This window comes from Streptomyces sp. NPDC004327 (genome assembly GCF_042873935.1).
Classification (GTDB): domain Bacteria; phylum Actinomycetota; class Actinomycetes; order Streptomycetales; family Streptomycetaceae; genus Streptomyces.
The window spans coordinates 227,603-245,448 of sequence record NZ_JBIAME010000001.1 but is presented as its reverse complement, the minus strand read 5'-3'; the positions used below and the strand labels follow the sequence as shown (position 1 = coordinate 245,448).

At 73.9% G+C, this 17,846-nt stretch carries 14 protein-coding genes; 9 read left to right on the top strand and 5 right to left on the bottom strand.

Annotated features, from left to right (window positions below):
- Positions 1-68: 68 nt before the first annotated feature.
- Genes ACFYU9_RS00955 through ACFYU9_RS00945 form a run of 3 tightly spaced genes read right to left on the bottom strand, consistent with a single transcriptional unit; the run spans position 69 to position 3,081 of the window.
- On the bottom strand, positions 69-911 hold the full coding sequence (locus tag ACFYU9_RS00955; protein ID WP_389341109.1) for a carbohydrate ABC transporter permease: 843 nt from the start codon (positions 909-911) through the stop codon (positions 69-71).
- A gap of 4 nt (positions 912-915) precedes the next feature.
- Positions 916-1,788 (bottom strand): carbohydrate ABC transporter permease, encoded by an 873-nt coding sequence (locus ACFYU9_RS00950; protein WP_389341106.1) that lies wholly within the window; start codon positions 1,786-1,788, stop codon positions 916-918.
- 6 nt (positions 1,789-1,794) lie between these two features.
- Entirely contained in the window at positions 1,795-3,081 is a 1,287-nt protein-coding gene (locus ACFYU9_RS00945) for an ABC transporter substrate-binding protein (RefSeq protein WP_389342929.1), read from the bottom strand.
- 241 nt (positions 3,082-3,322) lie between these two features.
- On the opposite strand from ACFYU9_RS00945, the gene ACFYU9_RS00940 reads away from it, so the two are divergent.
- From ACFYU9_RS00940 to ACFYU9_RS00905, 8 genes are all read left to right on the top strand, one after another.
- Positions 3,323-4,378, top strand: coding sequence for a LacI family DNA-binding transcriptional regulator (locus ACFYU9_RS00940; protein ID WP_389209583.1), 1,056 nt, complete (start codon positions 3,323-3,325; stop codon positions 4,376-4,378).
- Between the two features lie 101 nt (positions 4,379-4,479).
- Positions 4,480-6,924: a discoidin domain-containing protein gene (locus ACFYU9_RS00935; RefSeq protein WP_389341103.1), complete on the top strand. Its 2,445-nt coding sequence runs from the start codon at positions 4,480-4,482 to the stop codon at positions 6,922-6,924.
- A gap of 217 nt (positions 6,925-7,141) precedes the next feature.
- Positions 7,142-8,479 carry a hypothetical protein gene (locus ACFYU9_RS00930; RefSeq protein ID WP_389209579.1) on the top strand — a complete coding sequence of 446 codons (1,338 nt, stop codon included), beginning with the start codon at positions 7,142-7,144 and terminating at the stop codon, positions 8,477-8,479.
- 84 nt (positions 8,480-8,563) lie between these two features.
- Positions 8,564-9,391 carry an alpha/beta fold hydrolase gene (locus tag ACFYU9_RS00925; RefSeq protein WP_389341100.1) on the top strand — a complete coding sequence of 276 codons (828 nt, stop codon included), beginning with the start codon at positions 8,564-8,566 and terminating at the stop codon, positions 9,389-9,391.
- A gap of 195 nt (positions 9,392-9,586) precedes the next feature.
- The gene (locus tag ACFYU9_RS00920) at positions 9,587-10,219 is read left to right on the top strand and encodes a hypothetical protein (protein ID WP_389209575.1); all 633 of its coding nucleotides are present in this window, start codon (positions 9,587-9,589) and stop codon (positions 10,217-10,219) included.
- Positions 10,220-10,292: 73 nt separating this feature from the next.
- Positions 10,293-10,979: a response regulator transcription factor gene (locus ACFYU9_RS00915; RefSeq protein ID WP_389341097.1), complete on the top strand. Its 687-nt coding sequence runs from the start codon at positions 10,293-10,295 to the stop codon at positions 10,977-10,979.
- The gene (locus ACFYU9_RS00910; protein ID WP_389341094.1) at positions 10,976-12,289 is read left to right on the top strand and encodes a sensor histidine kinase; all 1,314 of its coding nucleotides are present in this window, start codon (positions 10,976-10,978) and stop codon (positions 12,287-12,289) included. Before ACFYU9_RS00915 ends, ACFYU9_RS00910 begins: the two co-directional genes overlap by 4 nt.
- Positions 12,290-12,441: 152 nt before the next feature.
- Positions 12,442-14,175, top strand: coding sequence for an alpha/beta hydrolase (locus ACFYU9_RS00905; protein WP_389341091.1), 1,734 nt, complete (start codon positions 12,442-12,444; stop codon positions 14,173-14,175).
- Here ACFYU9_RS00905 and ACFYU9_RS00900 read toward each other — a convergent pair.
- On the bottom strand, positions 14,172-15,335 hold the full coding sequence (locus tag ACFYU9_RS00900) for an aminotransferase class V-fold PLP-dependent enzyme (RefSeq protein WP_389341088.1): 1,164 nt from the start codon (positions 15,333-15,335) through the stop codon (positions 14,172-14,174). The two genes, ACFYU9_RS00905 and ACFYU9_RS00900, sit on opposite strands and share 4 nt — an antisense overlap.
- A gap of 27 nt (positions 15,336-15,362) precedes the next feature.
- Positions 15,363-16,775 (bottom strand): helix-turn-helix domain-containing protein, encoded by a 1,413-nt coding sequence (locus ACFYU9_RS00895; protein ID WP_389341085.1) that lies wholly within the window; start codon positions 16,773-16,775, stop codon positions 15,363-15,365.
- 118 nt (positions 16,776-16,893) lie between these two features.
- Between ACFYU9_RS00895 and ACFYU9_RS00890 the strand changes: the two genes are divergently transcribed.
- On the top strand, positions 16,894-17,796 hold the full coding sequence (locus tag ACFYU9_RS00890) for an alpha/beta hydrolase (RefSeq protein ID WP_389209563.1): 903 nt from the start codon (positions 16,894-16,896) through the stop codon (positions 17,794-17,796).
- The last annotated feature ends 50 nt before the right edge of the window (positions 17,797-17,846 follow it).

The window sequence follows — 17,846 nt, the reverse complement described above, 5'->3', positions numbered from 1 at the left end:
ATGCGGTTCCTTCGTGAGACGGCGAGCGGTGTCGTCGGTCAGCACTCGAATGGTCGTCCCCTGGGCGGTCAGCCCTTGAGCGCGCCCTCCTCGACCCCCTTGAAGAAGAAGCGCTGGAACACCGCGAACACGGCGACGATCGGCAGGAACGCGATCATCGTGCCGGCGGCGATCTGCCGGGGGTTGGCGGTGAACGTGCCGTCGAGGTACTGGAGTCCGACGGTGAGCGTGTAGCGGCCGGGGTCGTTGAGCACGATCAGCGGCCACAGGAAGTCGTCCCATGCCTGGATGAAGGTGAAGATCACGACCACGCTGAGCATGCCCTTCACGTTCGGCAGGCCGACGTGCACGAGCCGCTGCCGGACGTTGGCGCCGTCCACCAGGGCGGCGGCGTCGAGTTCGGCCGGCACGGACCGGAAGGCCGTGTACATGAGCAGCACGTTGAGCATGGCGACGGCGCCGGGCAGGGCGACCCCGAGGAGGGTGTCGGTGAGGCCGAGGCCGCGGACCGTCACGTACTGCGAGACGATCGTGACCTCGCCGGGCAGCACCAGGGTGGCGACGAACAGCCCGAGCGCCAGCCGGGCGCCGCGGAAGCGCAGCCGGGCCAGGGCGAAGCCGGCGAGGGTGGCGCCGACGACGTTGCCGAGGACCGAGATCCCGGCCACGATCAGCGAGTTGACGGCGTACGTCCACACCGGGATGGTGTCGGCGACCTTGGCGTAGTTGGCGAGGGTGGGGGCGTCGGGCAGGAGGTCCGGGGTGCGGGACCAGACGTCCTCGCCCGGCCCCTTGAGCGAGGTGGACAGCTGCCACAGGAAGGGGCCGATGGTGAGCAGCAGGACGAGGACGAGGAGGAGGTAGCGGACGGTCCGCTCGGCGGCGGACGGGGCGCGGCCCGGTGCGCTCATGCCGTCATGCCGCCTTCCGGTCGAGTCGGGCGAGCAGGACCATCGGCCCGACGGTGAGGACGAAGAGCAGCACGCTGAGGGCGGAGGCGTAGCCGATGTGCCCGGTGAAGCCGCGGCTGTACATCTGGATGAGCATGACCACCGACATGTCGCGGCCGCCGGGCCCGCCGGTGCCGTTCGACAGCACGTACAGCTCGGAGAAGACCCGCAGCGCGTTGACCGAGACGAGCACGGCGATCAGCAGCATGGCGGGGCGGACCCCGGGCAGTGTGACGTGCCAGAACCGGCGGGGCGCCGAGGCGCCGTCGACGGCGGCGGCCTCGTACAGCTCGCGGCCGACGTTCCCGAGCGCGGACAGGTAGATGACCATGTAGTAGCCGAGCCCCTTCCACACCGTGAGGGCGATGGCGCTGAACAGCAGCAGCCAGCGGTCGGTGAGGAAGGAGACCGGCCGGTCGGCGAGGCCGAGCTGCTTGAGCAGGCCGTTGAGCAGTCCCCGCTCGTCGAGCACCCAGCCCCAGACGAGGCCGACGACGACGGCCGAGGCGACGACCGGGGTGTAGAAGGCGGTGCGGAAGAAGGTGATGCCGGGGAGCCTCTTCTCGACCAGCAGCGCGATCAGCAGCGGGAGGATCGTGAGCAGCGGCAGGCAGATGAGCAGATAGAGCACGCTGTTGAGCAGGGCGTCGGTCAACTGCTCGTCGTCCAGGGCCCGTCGGTAGTTCTCGAGTCCGGTGAAGTGCCCGCCGCCGAGCGGTCTGGCGTTGGTGAAGGACAGGATCGCCGTGTTGACGGCGGGGAAGACGTTGAAGACGGCGAGCCAGACCAGGGCGGGACCGGCGAGCAGCCAGGGCGTGAACCAGCGCCGGTGGGTCACTCCGGTTCAGTCCTTCAGCAGCTGGTCGGCGCGGGCGACGGCGGTGTCCAGGGCTTGCTTCGAGCCGCTCTGGCCGCTGATGGCGAGGGCGATCTGCTGGTTGATCAGGGTCTTGACGGCGTCGTTGGCCTGGACGGGTTCGAGGACCTTGGCCGAGGCGAGCGAGCGGAAGGCCATGACCTTGGCATCGCCGGCGTTGCTGCCGTCGCTCTTGCTGAAGAAGGGGTCGGCGGCGGAGGCCGTGGTGGAGGGGAAGACGCTGGTCTCGTGGGCGAAGGCGGCCTGGTTCTCGGCGTTGGTCACCCAGCGGGCGAGCGCGAGGGCCGTGGCCGGGTTCCTGCTGGTCTTCGGGATGGACAGGCCCTGCACGTACAGCGGCGGGGTGCCGATGGCCGGGGACGGCACGACCTTGGGCACCAGGCTCGGGTTGTCGGTGCCGAGGCTGGTGATGTAGTTGGCGCCGGCGGTGGTCCAGGCGGCGGTGCCGGAGCTGAACAGCTTGGTGTTGCCCGCGTAGGTCTCGGTGAGCACGTCCTTGGGCAGCAGGCCGTCCTTGAAGGCCGCGCGGTAGGTGTCGAGGACGGCGGCGGCCTCGGGGGTGTTGAAGGTGAAGTGCTTTCCGTCCGCGGACATGATCGGCACGCCGGCGTTGGCGAGGTCGATGAGGTTGGGCTTGCGGCTCATCAGGTACGTACGGCCGCCGGACTTCGCCTTGACGGTGCGGGCGGCGGCGACGAGCTCGTCGAGCGAGGCCGGCGGCTTCTTCGGGTCGAGTCCGTACCGGGTGAACAGTTCGGTGTTCCAGTAGTTGACGTCGGTGTTGAGGTACCAGGGATAGCCGTACGTGCCGTCGTGGCCCGGGAAGCGGTACGCGTCGAGGCCGCCCTTGACGTAGTCGGCGGAGGCGGCGGGGTCGGACTTCGCGACGTCGAGCAGCAGGTTCTGCTTGACCAGCGGCAGTGCGAAGTCCGGGGGCAGGTTGACGACGTCGGGCAGGGTGCCGCCGGCGGACTGGCTGAGGACCTTCTCGGAGTAGCCCTCGCCGGGCTGGTCGAGCCATTCGACCTCGGTGCCCGGGTACTTCTTCTCGAAGCCGGTGATCACCTTCTCCATGTAGGCGGTGAACTTCGGCTTGAGGGCCCAGGTCTGGAGCGAGACCTTGCCCTTCACCTCGCCGCCGGTGGCGGCCGGGCCGGGCAGGCCCGAGTCGTCGGCGCCGCCGAGGCCGCAGCCGGCGAGGGTCACGGCCGCCACCGCCACGGCGGTCCAACGGGCCAGCGGGTTTCTCCGCATGTGTCGCACGAGGGTGTCTCCTTGCTCGGACGTCGCGTGGGTGTGCTCGGACCTTGCTCGGCTTGCTGACGCTCTACTTGCGTGACGCACCGCTCGCCCGGCGCCCTTCGTGCCTGGCGCTCGGCCTGCGCGATGCTCGGCTTGCTTGACTAAACCGCTCTAGCGATGCGGGACTATGCTCGCGACCGAAGTCCGGTGTCAAGAGCGCGCGTCGAGCCGCACGAAACGAGGGGGGCGTCCGGTGGCCAGACCGACCATCGCCGACATCGCCAGGGAGGCGGGCGTCTCCAAGGGCGCCGTCTCCTTCGCGCTCAACGGCCGCCCGGGGGTGAGCGAGGCGACCCGGGAGCGGATCCTGCGGGTCGCCGAGCGGATGAACTGGCGCCCGCACAGCGCCGCCCGCGCCCTCGGCGGCGCCCGCGCGGGCGCGGTCGGCCTGGTGCTCGCCCGGCCCGCGCGCACCATCGGCCTCGAACCCTTCTTCGGCCAGCTGCTCTCCGGGCTCCAGGCCGGGCTCTCGGTCCGCTCCACCGCCCTGCAGCTGCTCGTCGTCGAGGACACCACGGCCGAGATCGAGGTCTACCGGCGCTGGACCTCCGAGCACCGGGTCGACGGCTTCGTCCTGGTCGACCTCCAGGTGCGCGACCCGCGCGTCCCCGTCCTCGAGGAGCTCGGCGTGCCGACCGTGGTGCTCGGCGGCCCGGGGCGGCACGGTGCGCTGCCCGCCGTCTGGGCCGACGACCGCGAGGCGATGACCTCGATCGTCGAGTACCTGGCCGCCCTCGGCCACCGCCGGATCGCCCACCTCGCCGGACTGCCCGCCTTCCAGCACACCCGGCGCCGGATCCGGGCGGTACGGGACGCGGCGCGCCGGCTCGGACTCGCCGAGGCCGTCTCCGTACCGACCGACTTCAGCGACGCGGAGGGCGCGGCCGCCACCCGCACCCTGCTGGCCCGGCCGCGCCGCAAGCGGCCCACGGCGATCGTCTACGACAGCGACGTGATGGCGGTCGCGGGCCTCGGGGTCGCCGCGGAGATGGGCGTACCGGTGCCGGGCGAGCTGTCGGTCGTGTCCTTCGACGACTCCGCCCTGGCGCGGATCGTCCACCCCTCGCTGACCGCGCTCTCCCGGGACACCTTCGCGCTCGGCGAGCAGGTCGCGGGCGCGCTGCTCGCGCTGCTCGACGACCCGTCCTCGGCGCGGGACGTGCGGAACCCGACCCCGCGCCTCACGGTCCGCGAGAGCACGGCGGCACCGGCCGACGGCCCTCTTGACCCCTCAGCTAAAGCCCTTTAGCCTCCCGGACCGGGCGGCCGAGCGCCGCCCGGTCCGTCACCGCACCATCGCGCCACCGGCACCACCAGCCCGTTCCCCCCTCCCGCTGGACCGGAGCTCCGATGAGACGACTTCCCCTGATGCTGGCCGCCGCGCTGTCCGCGGCCGTGCTCGGCCTCGCCGGCACACCGCACGCGACGGCGTCGGCGCCACCCGCCGAGCGCCCCTCCGACAACGTTGTCGCCGCTGCCGGCGACCAGCCCTACGCCTCGTACTGGTACCCGAACACCCTCCTGAACTGGGATCCGGCCACCGATCCCGACGCCCGCTTCAACCGCTCCCAGGTGCCGCTGCGGTCCCGGGTCGCCGACCCGGCGCTGAAGGCCAACGCGGCCGCCCGCGCCGGTGAGGGCAAGGTGGTGTCCCTGGTGTCCTTCGGGCCGACGTCCGGCAACCCGTCCCAGGGCTCGGCCGATCCGCGCTACTACGCCTTCGGGCACTGGCAGTACGTCGACACCCTGGTCTTCTGGGGCGGTTCGGCCGGCGAGGGGCTGATCCTGGCGCCGAACCCCACCGTGATCGACGCCGCGCACCGCAACGGTGTGAAGGTCTACGGCACGGTGTTCTTCCCGCCCACCGCGTACGGCGGCCAGCTCCAGTGGGTGCGCGACTTCGTCCAGAAGTCCGGCACGCGCTATCCCGTCGCCGACAAGCTGGCCCAGGTCGCGCAGTACTACGGCTTCGACGGCTGGTTCATCAACCAGGAGACGGCCGGCGGCGACAGCGCCCTCGCCACGGAGATGCGCAACACCCTGCGGTACGCCCGCTCGCTCGGCCCGGTCGACTTCATGTGGTACGACGCCATGACCGAGTCCGGCTCGGTGAGCTGGCAGAACGCCCTCACCTCCGCCAACGACTCCTTCCTGCAGGAGGGTTCGCTGCGGACCAGCGACTCGATGTTCCTCAACTTCGGCTGGAGCGCCGCCGGGCTCGACTCCTCCCGCACGCTCGCCCGCGGCCTCGGGCGCGGCGACTACGAGCTGTTCGCGGGCGTGGACACCGAGGCCAACGGCTACGGCACGAGCGTGTCCTGGGACGCGCTCTTCCCGCCCGGCCGGCCGCACACCGCCTCGCTCGGCCTCTACCGCCCCGAGTGGACGCACAACTCCTCCACCGACCGCGCCGACTCCTACGCCCGCGAGGCCCGCTACTGGGACGGCGCCAACGGCGACCCGTCCGACACCACGACCACGTCCTCCTGGAAGGGCATCGCGAACTACGTCGCCGAGTCGTCCCCGGTCACCGCCAAGCCGTTCGTGACCTCCTTCGACGCCGGGCAGGGCGACTTCTACCACTCCGGCGGCGTCCGGGTGTCGACGAGCGGCTGGAACAACCTCTCCCTCCAGGACGTGCCGCCGACCTACCGCTGGCTGGTGGAGTCCGCCGGCACCAGGCTCAAGCCGTCGTACGACTTCACGGACGCCTTCGAAGGCGGCTCCGCGCTGCGCCTGACCGGGCCGCTCGACGCGGTGAACACCGTACGGCTGTACCAGACCCGCCTTCCGGTGACCGCCGACACCAAGCTGTCGGTCGTGCTGAAGACCCCGTCCGCCGGGGCCACCCATCTGAAGGCCGCAGTCTCCTTCACCGACTCCCCCACCACCTTCACCACCCTCGACCTGGGCTCCACCACCACGGCCGGCTGGGAACGCAGGACCCTGGACCTCTCCGCGTACGCCGGCCGCACCGTCGCCCAGCTCGGCCTCCAGACGACCGGCACGGCCGCCTCGTACGACATCAAGGTCGGCCAGCTCGCCCTGTACGACGGCACGGTGGACGTCCCGGCGGCCCCCACCGCACCGGTGGTCCTCGGCGCGACCGACTCCGGCACCACGAGCAAGTCGCTGCGGCTCTCCTGGACCGCGTCGGCCACCGGAGCCGTGCACCACTACGAGGTGTACCGCCGCAACCCCGACGGCAGCCGCACCTTCCTCGGCGCCACCCCCAACGACAGCTACTTCGTGCCAAGGCTCGACCGCGTCGGCACCGAGACGACCACCACCCTGGACGTGGAAGCCGTCTCCACCGAGTTCGGCCGCTCGCCCGCCGCGAGCACCACGGTCACCTGGTCCGCGACGGCCGACGCGAACCTGGCGCTGAACCGGCCCGTCACGGCCTCCGGGCAGTGCAACGCCGACGAGTCGGCGGCGAAGGCCGTCAACGGCAGCGTGTCGGGCGGCACCACCGACAAGTGGTGCACGCTCACCGCGTCGAAGTGGCTGGAGGTGGACCTCGGCTCCGCCCGGACGCTGAACCGCTTCGTGGTGAAGCACGCGGCGGCGGGCGGCGAGAGCGCGAGCTGGAACACCCGGGACTTCACCGTCCAGGTCCGCGACAGCGCCACCGCCCCCTGGACCACGGCGGTGACCGTCACCGGCAACACGGCGGCCACCACCACCCACCCGGTCTCCGTCACCGCCCGCTACGCCCGCCTGGTCATCACCAAGCCGACGCAGACGACGGATCCGGCCGCCCGGATCTACGAGTTCGAGGCCTGGGGGTCCTGAGGTCCCCGCGCCCCTCGGCTCGGCGCCGGGGCGGCCTCGAGCCCGAAGCCGGTCAGGACGGCACCGGTGAGAGCAGGGCCGGCACGCCCGCCGCCCCGAGGAATCCGTACACCGTGGGCAGAGTCCGGCATCCGCCGCCGACAGTCCGGATGCCGGTTCCCGCGGTCCGCTGCACGGGCCTGTCGCCGGGGCCGCCCGCCGTGGTCGACTGGGCCGCATGACGCTGCTGAGCCGCACCTACGTGGACGAGTGCCTGGCCGGGAACGAGGGGCTGCGGGACTCCTTGGAGCGCGCCGCGCTGCCGCCCGTCTTCGACGGGGCCTGGCGGCCCCATCTCCTGTCGCGTCCCTGGTTCGTGCGGGAGGCGGAGGTGCGGGAGTTCGCCCGGGACCTGGAGGACCTGTTCGAGCTGCTCGTCTCGCTGCCGGACCGGCTGTTCGGCGGCGACCTCACGGCCTACGCGGCGGAGCTCGGGCTCGATCCGCGTCACGCGGCCCTGCTGCGGCGGTCCGGCGACGGGCGCCCGGCGAAGCTGGGGCGCGCCGACGCGTATCACGACGGCAGCGGCTACCGGCTCCTGGAGTTCAACCTGGGCAGCGAGGTCGGCGGCCTGGAGATGGCCGTGTGCAACCAGGGGCTGCTGCGGGTCGGGGAGTTCGGCGCGTTCGCCGCCGCGCACGGCCTCGGGTACGTGGACACGGCGGCGCGGCTCGCGGCGGATCTGCGCGAGCGGGCCCGGCCGGCGCTGGCGGGTGGCGGGGCGGAGCCGGTGATCGGGCTCGTCGAGGGCCATGGCGGGGTGGCGGCCTTCGGGCCGCTGATGCGTGCCGTCCAGGAGGCGATGGCCGCGCAGGGGCTCCGGCTGGTGATCGGCGAGGCCGGGGAGCTGCGCACCCGGCCGGACGGCAAGCTGGCCCTGGCCGGCGAGCCGCTGGATCTGGTGCTGCGCAACTTCGGGGCGAGCCAGCTGCTCGACGACCCGGCGGGCCCCGAGGTGGCCGAGCGGCTGTTCCGCGCCCACGAGGCGGGCCGGACGGTGCTCTTCGCGTCCCTGGAGTCGGGGCTCTACGCGCACAAGAACGCGCTCGCGATGCTGTCGGACCCGCGCCGGACCGGCGCCTTCGACGACAAGGAACGCGCTCTGGTGGAGCGGGTGCTGCCGTGGAGCCGGACGCTGCGGGCGGGGGCTTCGGCCGCGCTGCTCGACGAGTGCCGGGAGCGCCGGGAGCGGCTGATCCTCAAGCCCGGCGCGGGGCACGGCGGCATCGACACCTTCGTCGGCTGGGAGTGCACCGACGCCGAGTGGCGCGCTGCGCTCGGCGTCGCCGCCGAGCGGGGCTATCTGGTGCAGGAGCGGGTGGTGCCGCGGCCGGAGCCGGTGCTCGACGCGGCGACCGGGGCGGCCGCGGACTGGATCGCGGCCGTCGGCGTCTTCCTCACCTCCGAGGGGTACGCGGGAGCGCACGCCCGCGCCAACCCGGCCGGCGGCGGGGCGATCGTCGGGCTGAGCAGCAATCCGGACACCCGCATGGCCTGCGTGTTCTCCCACCGCTGAGGGACCCGGCCCGGACAATGGGCGGGTCGAAGGGGTGGGCCCGGGTTCCTCGCGTCCGTCCGCTGGTCGCCGCAGGGAGCGCATATGGCAAGGGTCGAGGTCGACGGCGTCGGACTGTTCTTCGAGGCGGGCGGTGACGGCGACCCGCTGGTCCTGGTACACGGCTCCTGGGCCGACCACCACCACTGGGACGCCGTCGTCCACGGTCTCGCGCTGCGGCACCGGGTGCTGGTGTACGACCGCCGGGGGCACAGCGAGAGCGACCGGCCGGAGGGCCAGGGGACGCGACGCGAGGACGAGGAGGACCTGGCCGAACTCCTTCAGACCCTGGGGTTCGCGCCCGCGTTCGTGGCGGGCAACTCCTTCGGGGCGTCGATCGCGCTGGGGCTCGCCTCGCGCCGGCCGGAGCTGTTCCGTGGGCTCGTGGTGCACGAGCCGCCCCTGATGAACCTGGTGGCGGGGATGCCCGCGTACGAGGAGCAGATGGCGGACACCGGCGAACGGATCGGCCGGGTGGTGAGGCTGCTCCGGGAGGGTGACGCGCTGGCCGGGGCACGGACGTTCGTGGAGGAGGTCGCCGTCGGTCCGGGCGCCTGGGACCAGTTGCCGCCACAGCTTCGGGACACCTTCCTCACCAACGCGCCCACGTTCCTCGACGAGCAGGGCGACCCGGACTGGGCGTCCCTGGACCTGGCCGCGCTCTCCGCGTGCGACGTGCCGGCGCTGGTGTCCCGCGGCGCGGAGAGCCCGGCCTGGTTCGGCGCGGTGGTGGACCGGGTGGCCGGGGCGCTGCCCGGGGTGCGCACCCATGTCTTCGAAGGCGCGGGGCACGTCCCGCACGTCACGCACCCGGAGGAGTACGTCGAGCTGGTGACGGCCTTCTGCGCGGAGAACGGCGCCGGCGGGCCGTAGGGGATGTCTTGCGGCGCGACGGCTGCTGCGCCTGCGATTGCCGCACTGGCCATGTTCTCGGTCAACAGCCGTGGACTTCTCGGTCATTCCGACCGAAAGGCCCTGCCGCACGGACGCTGACACCCTACCGTCGAAGGAGTCTGCCCCGGTTCGGGGCGGAACGGGGTGATCGAAACGCACGGAGGAGGGGAAGCCATGGGGGTACGTGCACGGCTGCGCGGGGGCGCGGTCGCGGTGGGGGCCGCGGTGCTGGCGGTCGGGACCCTGGGGGCCGGGGTGGCTCCGGGTCAGGCGGCGGCTGCCGACCAGTGGCGGCCGCAGCCGGGGACCCTGTACATCTCCGACTTGCCGAAGACCGAGTCGTGGCGCGCCAACCCGACTGCCCGGGGATGGGGTGACGATTTCGACTGTCCGGTGGGCTGGCCCGCCGAGCCGGCCGAAGTCAATGTATGGCACCGGGACTTCACCACCGCGGAGACCGCGCTCGCCCAGCAGAAGGTGGCGGTCTTCGGCACGGAGGCCGAGGCCATCGCCTTCGCGGACAAGGCCCGGCAGGACTACATCGCCTGCGCGCACGCCCCGCAGCGGCCCGGCGTGACCGCAACCTACCTCGACCACGGGGTGATCAACGTCGAGGAGGGCGCCACCCTTCAGGGGATGCACACCTTCGACTCCAACGCCACCGAGCGCCCCGACTACAACTACCTGTGGGGCGTGGGCCGCGACGGCGACACGGTGACGCTGGTCCTGTGGCAGAGCTACTGGGGCGATCCGCCTGTGATCCCGTGGAAGAACACCCTGAACACCGCGGTGAAGAAGCTGTACTGAGCCCTCCGCCGACTCCTCGCCGCGGGTCCCGGGCCGGGGCGACGCTGGAGTGCGCCGACACTAGGCTGTCCGGATGCGCGTACTGCTCGTCGAGGACGACGAAAACCTCCGGTTCGGTGTGGCCGCGGCCCTGCGGGCCGCCGGGTTCGCCGTCGACGAGGCGGCCGATCTGCCGCAGGCCGACGAGGCGCTGTTCGTCACCGCGTACGACTGCGCCGTCTTCGACCGGATGCTGCCGTCCGGCGACGCGGCCGGCTACGTCGACGGGCTGCGGCGCGGCGGGCGCGGGGTGCCCGTGCTGTTCCTGACCGCGCGGGACACCGTGGCCGACCGGGTGGAGGGCTTCGCGAGCGGCGGCGACGACTATCTCGTCAAGCCGTTCGCCGTGCCCGAGCTCGTCGCCCGGGTGCGCAGCCTGTGCCGCCGCGCCGCCATCGTACGTCCTCCGGTGCACCGGGTCGGCGACCTGGAGATCGACACGGCGCGCCGGCACGTGCGCCGCGGCGGCGTGCTGCTCACGCTGACCGCCCGGGAGTTCGCGGTCCTGGAGGTGCTCGCGACCCGGGCCGACCAGGCGGTCGCCCGGGCCGAGCTGATCGAGAGCTGCTGGGACGAGATGGCCGAGCCGCAGTCCAACGTCCTGGAGGTGCTGGTCTCCCAGCTCCGCCGCAAGCTCGGCGATCCGCCGCTGATCCACACCGTGCGCGGGGTCGGCTACCGGCTCGCGCCGCCGGGCGACCCCGGCGCCGGCGCCCGGTGAGCCCCGTCCGGCCGCGCCGCCCGCGCACCCTCACCCCGACGGCGCGCGTGCTGCGGCTGCGCCGGCGGATCAGCCTGCTGTTCGCGCTGACCAGCGCCGTGGGCCTGGTCGCGATGGCCGTGTTCGCCGTGCGCAGTGACAGCGGCCGCTGGCGGGAGCAGCTCGACCACTCGATGGACGCGGACACCAGCTGGGCCCTGGGCCTCCTGGAGACCGACGAGAACGGCCGGCTGGACACCGCTGTCCTCGCGGACAACGTGAACACCGCCTGCCCGCCGCTCACCGTGCTCCTCGTCTCGCCGGACGACCCGGACCGGCTGACCGTCCAGCACGCGCCGGCCAAGCCGTGCCTGGCCGTGAGCCGCGGCACCGTCCTGGCCGCCGGCCGTGCGGCGGTGCGGGCCGACGAGGTGCGCGCCGTCGACCGGCGTACGACGGACGGGGCGCCGGTACGGGTGTTCGCGCAGCCCTTCTACGCGCCGGACGCGGCCGGGAACGAGCCGCCGCAGGGCGTCCTCGTCACCGTGTCCGACGCGTCCGCCGAGCAGGCGGAGCACCGGCGCCTCGTATGGGTGGTGTCCGGCGGCTGCGCGGTGCTGGTGCTGCTGTCCGCGGCCGTCGGCCACGTGCTGTCCGGGCGGGCGGTACGGCCCGCACTGACCGCGCTCGCCCAGCAGGAGGCGTTCCTCGCGGACGCCGCGCACGATCTGCGCACGCCGGCGGCCTCGCTGCGTACGCTCGCGGAGACCGCCCTGCGCGGCGAGACCGACAGCGCCGAGGTGCACCGGCGCACCCTGCGCCTCGCCGAGGGCATGGGCGGGCTCGTCGACGGGCTGCTCACCCGCGCCCGGCTGATGTCCGGCACGGCGACCCTGGCACGCCAGCCGCTGCGGCTCGACCAACTGGTGGAGGCCGTCGTCGAGGAGGCGCCGGCGGCGGGCCACCGGGTCCGGGTCGTGGCGGCGGACACGGTCGTGGTCGCCGATCCCGACCTCGTGCGGCGCGCCGTAGGCAACCTGCTGGGCAACGCGCTCGCCCACGGCCACGCACCGGGCGTCCCGGCGGACGTGCTGATCACGGTGACCCCGGACGGAATGCTGACGGTCGAGGACGCCGGCCCCGGACTTCCGCCGGAGGTCGCGGGCGCCCTCTTCGAACGGTTCCGCAGCGGATCGGGATCCACCGGCCTCGGTCTCTCCATCGCCTCCTGGGTCGCCCACGCGCACGGCGGCACGCTGACGGCGGAACGCGGCGAGCGGGGCGGGCACGGCGGGGCCCGCTTCGTCCTGCGGCTTCCCACGCCCGACTGACCGGCCCCGGGCTCCGGGCTCCGGGCTCCGGGCTCCGGGCTCCGGGCTCCGGGCTCCGGGCTCCGGGCTCCGGGACCGTAGCCCGGCTTCAGGAAAACCTCAGCATCCGCACGTGATCATTCCCAGGACCGTTCACCCCTCGGGAGTACCTCGTGATCCGCGCCCTCGTCCGCCGTCGGACCCTCGTCATCGCCCTCGCCGCCCTCGGTGCCACCTCGCTGGCCGCCTGCACGGCCGCCGGACCCGGCGACGACGGCGGCCGGCCGCGCTCCTCGGCCGCCGCCGACCCCGCCGCCCGCCCCGAGCTGCGCCGCTTCTACGAGCAGCGGCTGACCTGGCGGCCCTGCGGCGACTTCCGGTGCGCCGCGCTCACCGTGCCCATGGACTACGCCCGCCCCGGCGACGGCAGGACCTTCGTCCTGCCCGTGGCCAAGGCCGCCACCGCCGCCGCGGACCAGCGGATCGGCTCGCTCGTCTACAACCCCGGCGGCCCGGGCGAACGCGGCGTGCAGGCGCTCAAGGACGGCCTCGCCGACGAACTCGGCAAGGGCGTGCGCGAGCGGTTCGACATCGTCTCCTTCGACCCGCGCGGTGTCGGCGAGAGCAAGCCGGCCCTGACCTGCCGCACCAAGGACGCCGACGACCAGACGGGCGGCACGGGCAGCACGGAGAGCACGGACAGCACCGAGAACACCGAGAGCACCGAGAGCACCGAGAGCACCGACGAGGGGTCCCCCGCGCCGCTCTACCCGCGCAGCGACGCCGAGCGCGCCGCCGTCCTCGCGGGCGCGCGGGAGACCGCCGAGTCGTGCGCCAAGGCCAGCGGTCCGCTGCTGCGGCACGTCGGCACGCGTGACGCGGCCCGGGACCTGGACGTGCTGCGGGCGGCGCTCGGCGAGCGGCAGCTCACGTACGTGGGCTGGTCGTACGGCACGAGCCTCGGCACCTCGTACGCGGAGCAGTTCCCGCGCCGGGTGCGGGCGATGGTCCTGGACGGCGCGGTCGACCCGTCCCTCGACTGGCGGCAGCGCGTGATCGGCCAGTCCAAGGGCTTCCGGGACGCGGTCGAGGAGTACGCGCGAAGCTGCGCCGCCACGGTCGGCGACGGCTGTCCCGGCGCCACGCCCGAGGAGATACGCGCGCTGATCGACCGGCTCCTCCAGCGCACGCAGCGTGAGCCGCTGCCGGTCAAGGACTCGGCGGAGGGCCTGGACGCCGAGGGGTTCGTCGCCGCGCTCAGCCTGTCCATGTACACGCCGGAGGCGCAGTGGCAGGGCCTGTCCGAGGCGCTGCGCGCGGCGGACGCGGGAGACGGCACGAAGCTGGCGGCCCTGGCGACCGAGGACGAGAGCTCGGACGGTCAGGACGGTCAGGACGACCAGGAGGAGCAGCCGGGCCCGGACGACGGGACCACGGACGCTTCCGACGAGCCGGCTGATTCCGACGGGTCCGGCGCGTCCGCCGTGCCCGAGGACAACAGCGAGGCGGCCCTGACCGCGATCAACTGCCTCGACGTGCCCCACCCGCGCGACGAACGGGCCTACTGGGACGCACTGCCCGCCGCCGACCGGGCGGCAGGCGTCTACGGCACGTCGTCCGTCGCCGGCGAACTGGTCTGCAAGGACTGGCCGGCCGGCCCCGAGCGGCCGCACCGGGTGCACGCCGACGGCGTCGCGCCGGTCCTCGTCGTGGGCACGGCGGGCGACCCGGCGACCCCGTACGCCGAAGCGGTCAGCCTGGCACGGCAGTTCCCCGGCGGCATGCTGCTGTCGTTCGACGCGCCGGGCCACACCGGCTACGGCCGCGACGCCTGCGTCGACAGGAAGGTCGAGGCGTACCTGATCTCGCTCACGAAGGTCCGCCCCGGCACCACCTGCACCCCTTAGGCGCCGGACAGGAGTTCGCCGAGGCGGGCCGCAAGGCGTTCGTACTCCTCGGGGCGGTTGTAGATCTGGGCGCTGAGGCGGATGCCGCCACCGGTGGGCCAGGGCCAGATGAGCACGCGGCAGCGGAGCCGGGCGGCGATCTCCTCCCTCAGGGCGGTGGCCTCGGGCTGTGTGCGGGCGAGGTGGCGCGGCAGGCGCAGGGCACGGATGGCGAGGGCGGGATCGTACGGGAGCGGGGTCAGACCGGGGATACGGTCGGCCAGCAACTCGACGCCGTACGAGACCAGTTCGGCGTTGTGCGCGCGTACGGCCGAGGCGTCGAGGCCGGCCAGCAGGTCCAGGCCTGCCGGGGCGGCGAGGACGGCCGTGTAGTCGATGGTGGCCCGGTTCTCCACCGCGCGCGGGAAGCCGTGCGCGTCCTCCCAGGACGGTACGGGCGCCGGCACCCGCGCCCGGTGGTCGGGCGCCACCGCGAGGACGGCACTGCCCGGCGGGGCGTAGGCCCACTTGTGGAGGTTGCCGAACCAGAAGTCGGGCCGGCCGGCGAGCGGTTCGGCCAGCATCCCGGGCGCGTGAGCGCCGTCGACGACCGTGGTGATCCCGCGCTCGCGCAACTCGGCGAGCAGCCGGGGCCCGGCGACGACCCGGGCCGTCGGGGAGGTGATGTGGTCGAGCAGCGCGACCCTGGTGCGCGGGGTGATCCCGGCCAGGACCGCCTCGCGCACCGCGTCCTCGTCGGGCAGCGCCGGGTCGAGCGCGACGGTCGCCACGCGAGCCCGGCGCGCGGCGGCGGCCACGACCGTGCCGTATCCGTGGTCGGTCACCAGGATCTCGTCGCCGGGTGCCAGGCCGACCGCGTCGAGCGCGAGGTTCGCGGCCTCGGTGGCGTTGCTGACCAGCGCGATGCCCTCCGGGTCGGCGCCCAGATGCGCGGCGATCCTGCCGCGCGCCGCCGCGAGCCGCTCCGGCATGCCGATGAAGAACGTGTCGGGGTCGGCGTCCGCCTCGGCCAGCAGGGCGCGCCGTACGTCGGAGACCGGGACCGGAACGGCGCCGAAGGAGCCGTGGTTGAGGTGCGCGATCGCCGGGTCGAGCCGGAAGAGCTCCGGGCCGCCGGGGAATCCCTTGGGTGTCGCGGAGCGACGCTCAGACATAGTCATGTCAACCGATGATGCCAGCGCGCCCCGTCACCGGCTTTCCAGCAACCGCCAGGCGCTCAGGGCGATGCGGGCCCTGCCGAGCCCGGCCGGCTCCGTCACGTCGAAGCCCATCGCCCGGGTGAGCTGCTCGACGCGGCGGGCGACGCTGCTGTGGTGGCGGTGCAGCAGCTCGGCGGCCCGGCGCAGCGAGCCGGTGTGGCAGTACGCGTCGAGGGTGTCGAGGTCGTCGCGGTCGCCGGCGGCGATCCGGGCGACCGCCTCCACGTCCGGGTTCTCGCGCACGGCGGCCGCCGGAATCTCGGCGAGCAGCGCGAGCGCGCCCAACTCGGCGTGGTGGATCACCGGTTCGCGCGCCGTGGCGAACCGCAGGGCGGTGCGTGCCTGCCGCCACGACCGCTCCGGGCTGCCCCCGTCCCCGATCCCGGCCCGCACGTCCGCCGGCAGGCGCCCCGCGTCCACGGCGGTGGCCAGCACAACCCCCACGTCTCCGAGCGGCGCCGCCTTGACGTGCCCCTCCGGGCAGAGCCGGGCCCCGACGTCGTCGAGCGTCAGCCGCGACCGCACGGCGACCACGCGCACGGCGGCGCCGGGCGCGAAGCCGAGCAACCGCAACGCCCGCGCCCGGGCCGCCTCGTCGCAGTCGGCACTCACGGCCAGCTCGACCAGCGCGGGATCGGCCATGGTCGTCCGCGCCGGCCCGTACCGCTCGACGGCCGCGGCGACGGCGATGGCAAGCCGGTCGAGGAGGACCTCGTCGAGAGACGGGGCCGGGGTGGTGGCCCGCGGCGCGCGGGACGGGTCGTTCCCGTCGGACGGGACGAGCCGGCCTGCGCTCGCGGACCGGTCCGGGCCGGAAGCGTCTCGCCCGGCGGACCAGCCGCACTCCTCGCCTGGAACGGGCAGGCCGGGCGCGGCAACCGGGATGAGCGCGGCGACCGGGAGGGGAGCGCCCGGCATGCCGTACGCCTCGGCCGCGCTCCCCTGCCCCAGCACGCCGTACGCCTCCGCCGCGCTAGCCTGCCGCGGCCCGTCATACGCCTCCGCCGCACCGCCCTGCCCGGGCACGCCGTACACCCCCGCCGCACCGCCCTGACCCAGCACGCCGTACACCCCCGGCGTGCCCCGCACAGCCGGTGCCGCGCCATCCGCGCGCTCCAGCCACACCGTGCCGATCTCCTCGTCGTCCAGCGTCACCGGCACGGACGTCGACACCACCCCCGTGGGTGTCGGCGCCGGCGTGCCCTCCGGTGACATGCGGATCACGTGGCCCGTGCCGTGCAGCCGGATGCCGGCCACGCATTCGGCGAGGCCCGCCGAGGCGCGGGCGAGGGCCGGGAGGTCGACGCGGCGGCGCATCAGGGTGTCGTAGAACGCGACGATGCGGATCGCGCCGTCGACGTACGGATCGAGTCCCGAGAGCCGTACGGCCAGTGCCTCCATGTGAGCAGCATAGGCAGCGGCCCGCCGGCGCGGCCCGCGACGGACGGCGCGGGACCGGGGGCGTTCGCGCGACGGACGGCGGATGATCCGCCCGGCCGCGCCCGCCAGGATGGGTGGCATGGATCCCGAACTCGAAGCATTCATCCCGCTGTTCCCGCAGGCCGACCTCGCCGATCCGGTCGCCGGACGCGCGGGGCTCGCCGCGCTCGCGGCCGGCGTGCCGGCGCCGGACACCTCCGGCATGGAGATCACGGACGTGACGGTGGCGGCCGATCCGGAGGTGCCGGTGCGGATCTACCGGCCGGCCGGGGCGTGGGGCGGCGGCGCGGTCGTGTGGCTGCGTGGCGGCGGGTACGTCATGGGCGACCTGGACACGGAGCATCCGTGGGCGGCCAGGATCGCGGCGAACTCCGGGGTCACGGTGATCTCGGTGGGCTATCGCAGGGCGCCCGAGCATCCCTTCCCGGCGGCCCTGGACGACGCGTACGCCGTGCTGTGCTGGGCGGCAGGGCACGCCGTGGAGCTGGGCATCGATCCGGCGCGGCTCGCGGTCGGCGGGCACAGCGCGGGCGGCGGGCTGGCGGCGGCGGTGGCGCTGCGGGCACGGGACGAGCGGGGGCCGGCGATCCGCTTCCAGGCGCTCAACCAGCCCCAGCTGGACGACCGCCAGGAGACCTGGTCGCAGCGGAACTTCACCGACACCCCGTGGATCGACCGCGACAAGGCCGCGGCATCGTGGCGGCACTACCTCGGCGGCCGGCCGGCCACGCCGCACGCCGCTCCGGGCCGGGCGACCGATCTCGCCGGGCTGCCGCCCGCGTACATCGCCACCGCGGAGTTCTGCCCCAACCGCGACGAGGACATCGACTACGCCCTGCGGCTGCTGCGGGCCGGGGTGTCGGTCGAGCTGCACCAGTGGCCGGGCACCTTCCACGGTTCGCAGGCGATCCTGTCCGCCGAGGTCTCGCAGCGCCAGAACGCCGAGCTGGGCGCGGTGCTGCGCCGCGCCCTGGGCGCGTGAGCCGGCCCGCCGGGCCCACCCGCGCCGGCCACGGCCGACACCACGACCGG

What these genes read in the sequence shown, in the direction of transcription:
- ACFYU9_RS00930 (WP_389209579.1), top strand. Translation starts at nt 7,142, where the DNA reads ATGACGCTGCTGAGCCGCACCTACGTGGACGAGTGCCTGGCCGGGAAC.
- ACFYU9_RS00890 (WP_389209563.1), top strand. Translation starts at nt 16,894, where the DNA reads ATGGATCCCGAACTCGAAGCATTCATCCCGCTGTTCCCGCAGGCCGAC.
- ACFYU9_RS00955 (WP_389341109.1), bottom strand. Translation starts at nt 911, where the DNA reads ATGAGCGCACCGGGCCGCGCCCCGTCCGCCGCCGAGCGGACCGTCCGC.
- ACFYU9_RS00915 (WP_389341097.1), top strand. Translation starts at nt 10,293, where the DNA reads ATGCGCGTACTGCTCGTCGAGGACGACGAAAACCTCCGGTTCGGTGTG.
- ACFYU9_RS00920 (WP_389209575.1), top strand. Translation starts at nt 9,587, where the DNA reads ATGGGGGTACGTGCACGGCTGCGCGGGGGCGCGGTCGCGGTGGGGGCC.
- ACFYU9_RS00935 (WP_389341103.1), top strand. Translation starts at nt 4,480, where the DNA reads ATGAGACGACTTCCCCTGATGCTGGCCGCCGCGCTGTCCGCGGCCGTG.
- ACFYU9_RS00900 (WP_389341088.1), bottom strand. Translation starts at nt 15,335, where the DNA reads ATGACTATGTCTGAGCGTCGCTCCGCGACACCCAAGGGATTCCCCGGC.
- ACFYU9_RS00895 (WP_389341085.1), bottom strand. Translation starts at nt 16,775, where the DNA reads ATGGAGGCACTGGCCGTACGGCTCTCGGGACTCGATCCGTACGTCGAC.
- ACFYU9_RS00945 (WP_389342929.1), bottom strand. Translation starts at nt 3,081, where the DNA reads ATGCGGAGAAACCCGCTGGCCCGTTGGACCGCCGTGGCGGTGGCGGCC.
- ACFYU9_RS00925 (WP_389341100.1), top strand. Translation starts at nt 8,564, where the DNA reads ATGGCAAGGGTCGAGGTCGACGGCGTCGGACTGTTCTTCGAGGCGGGC.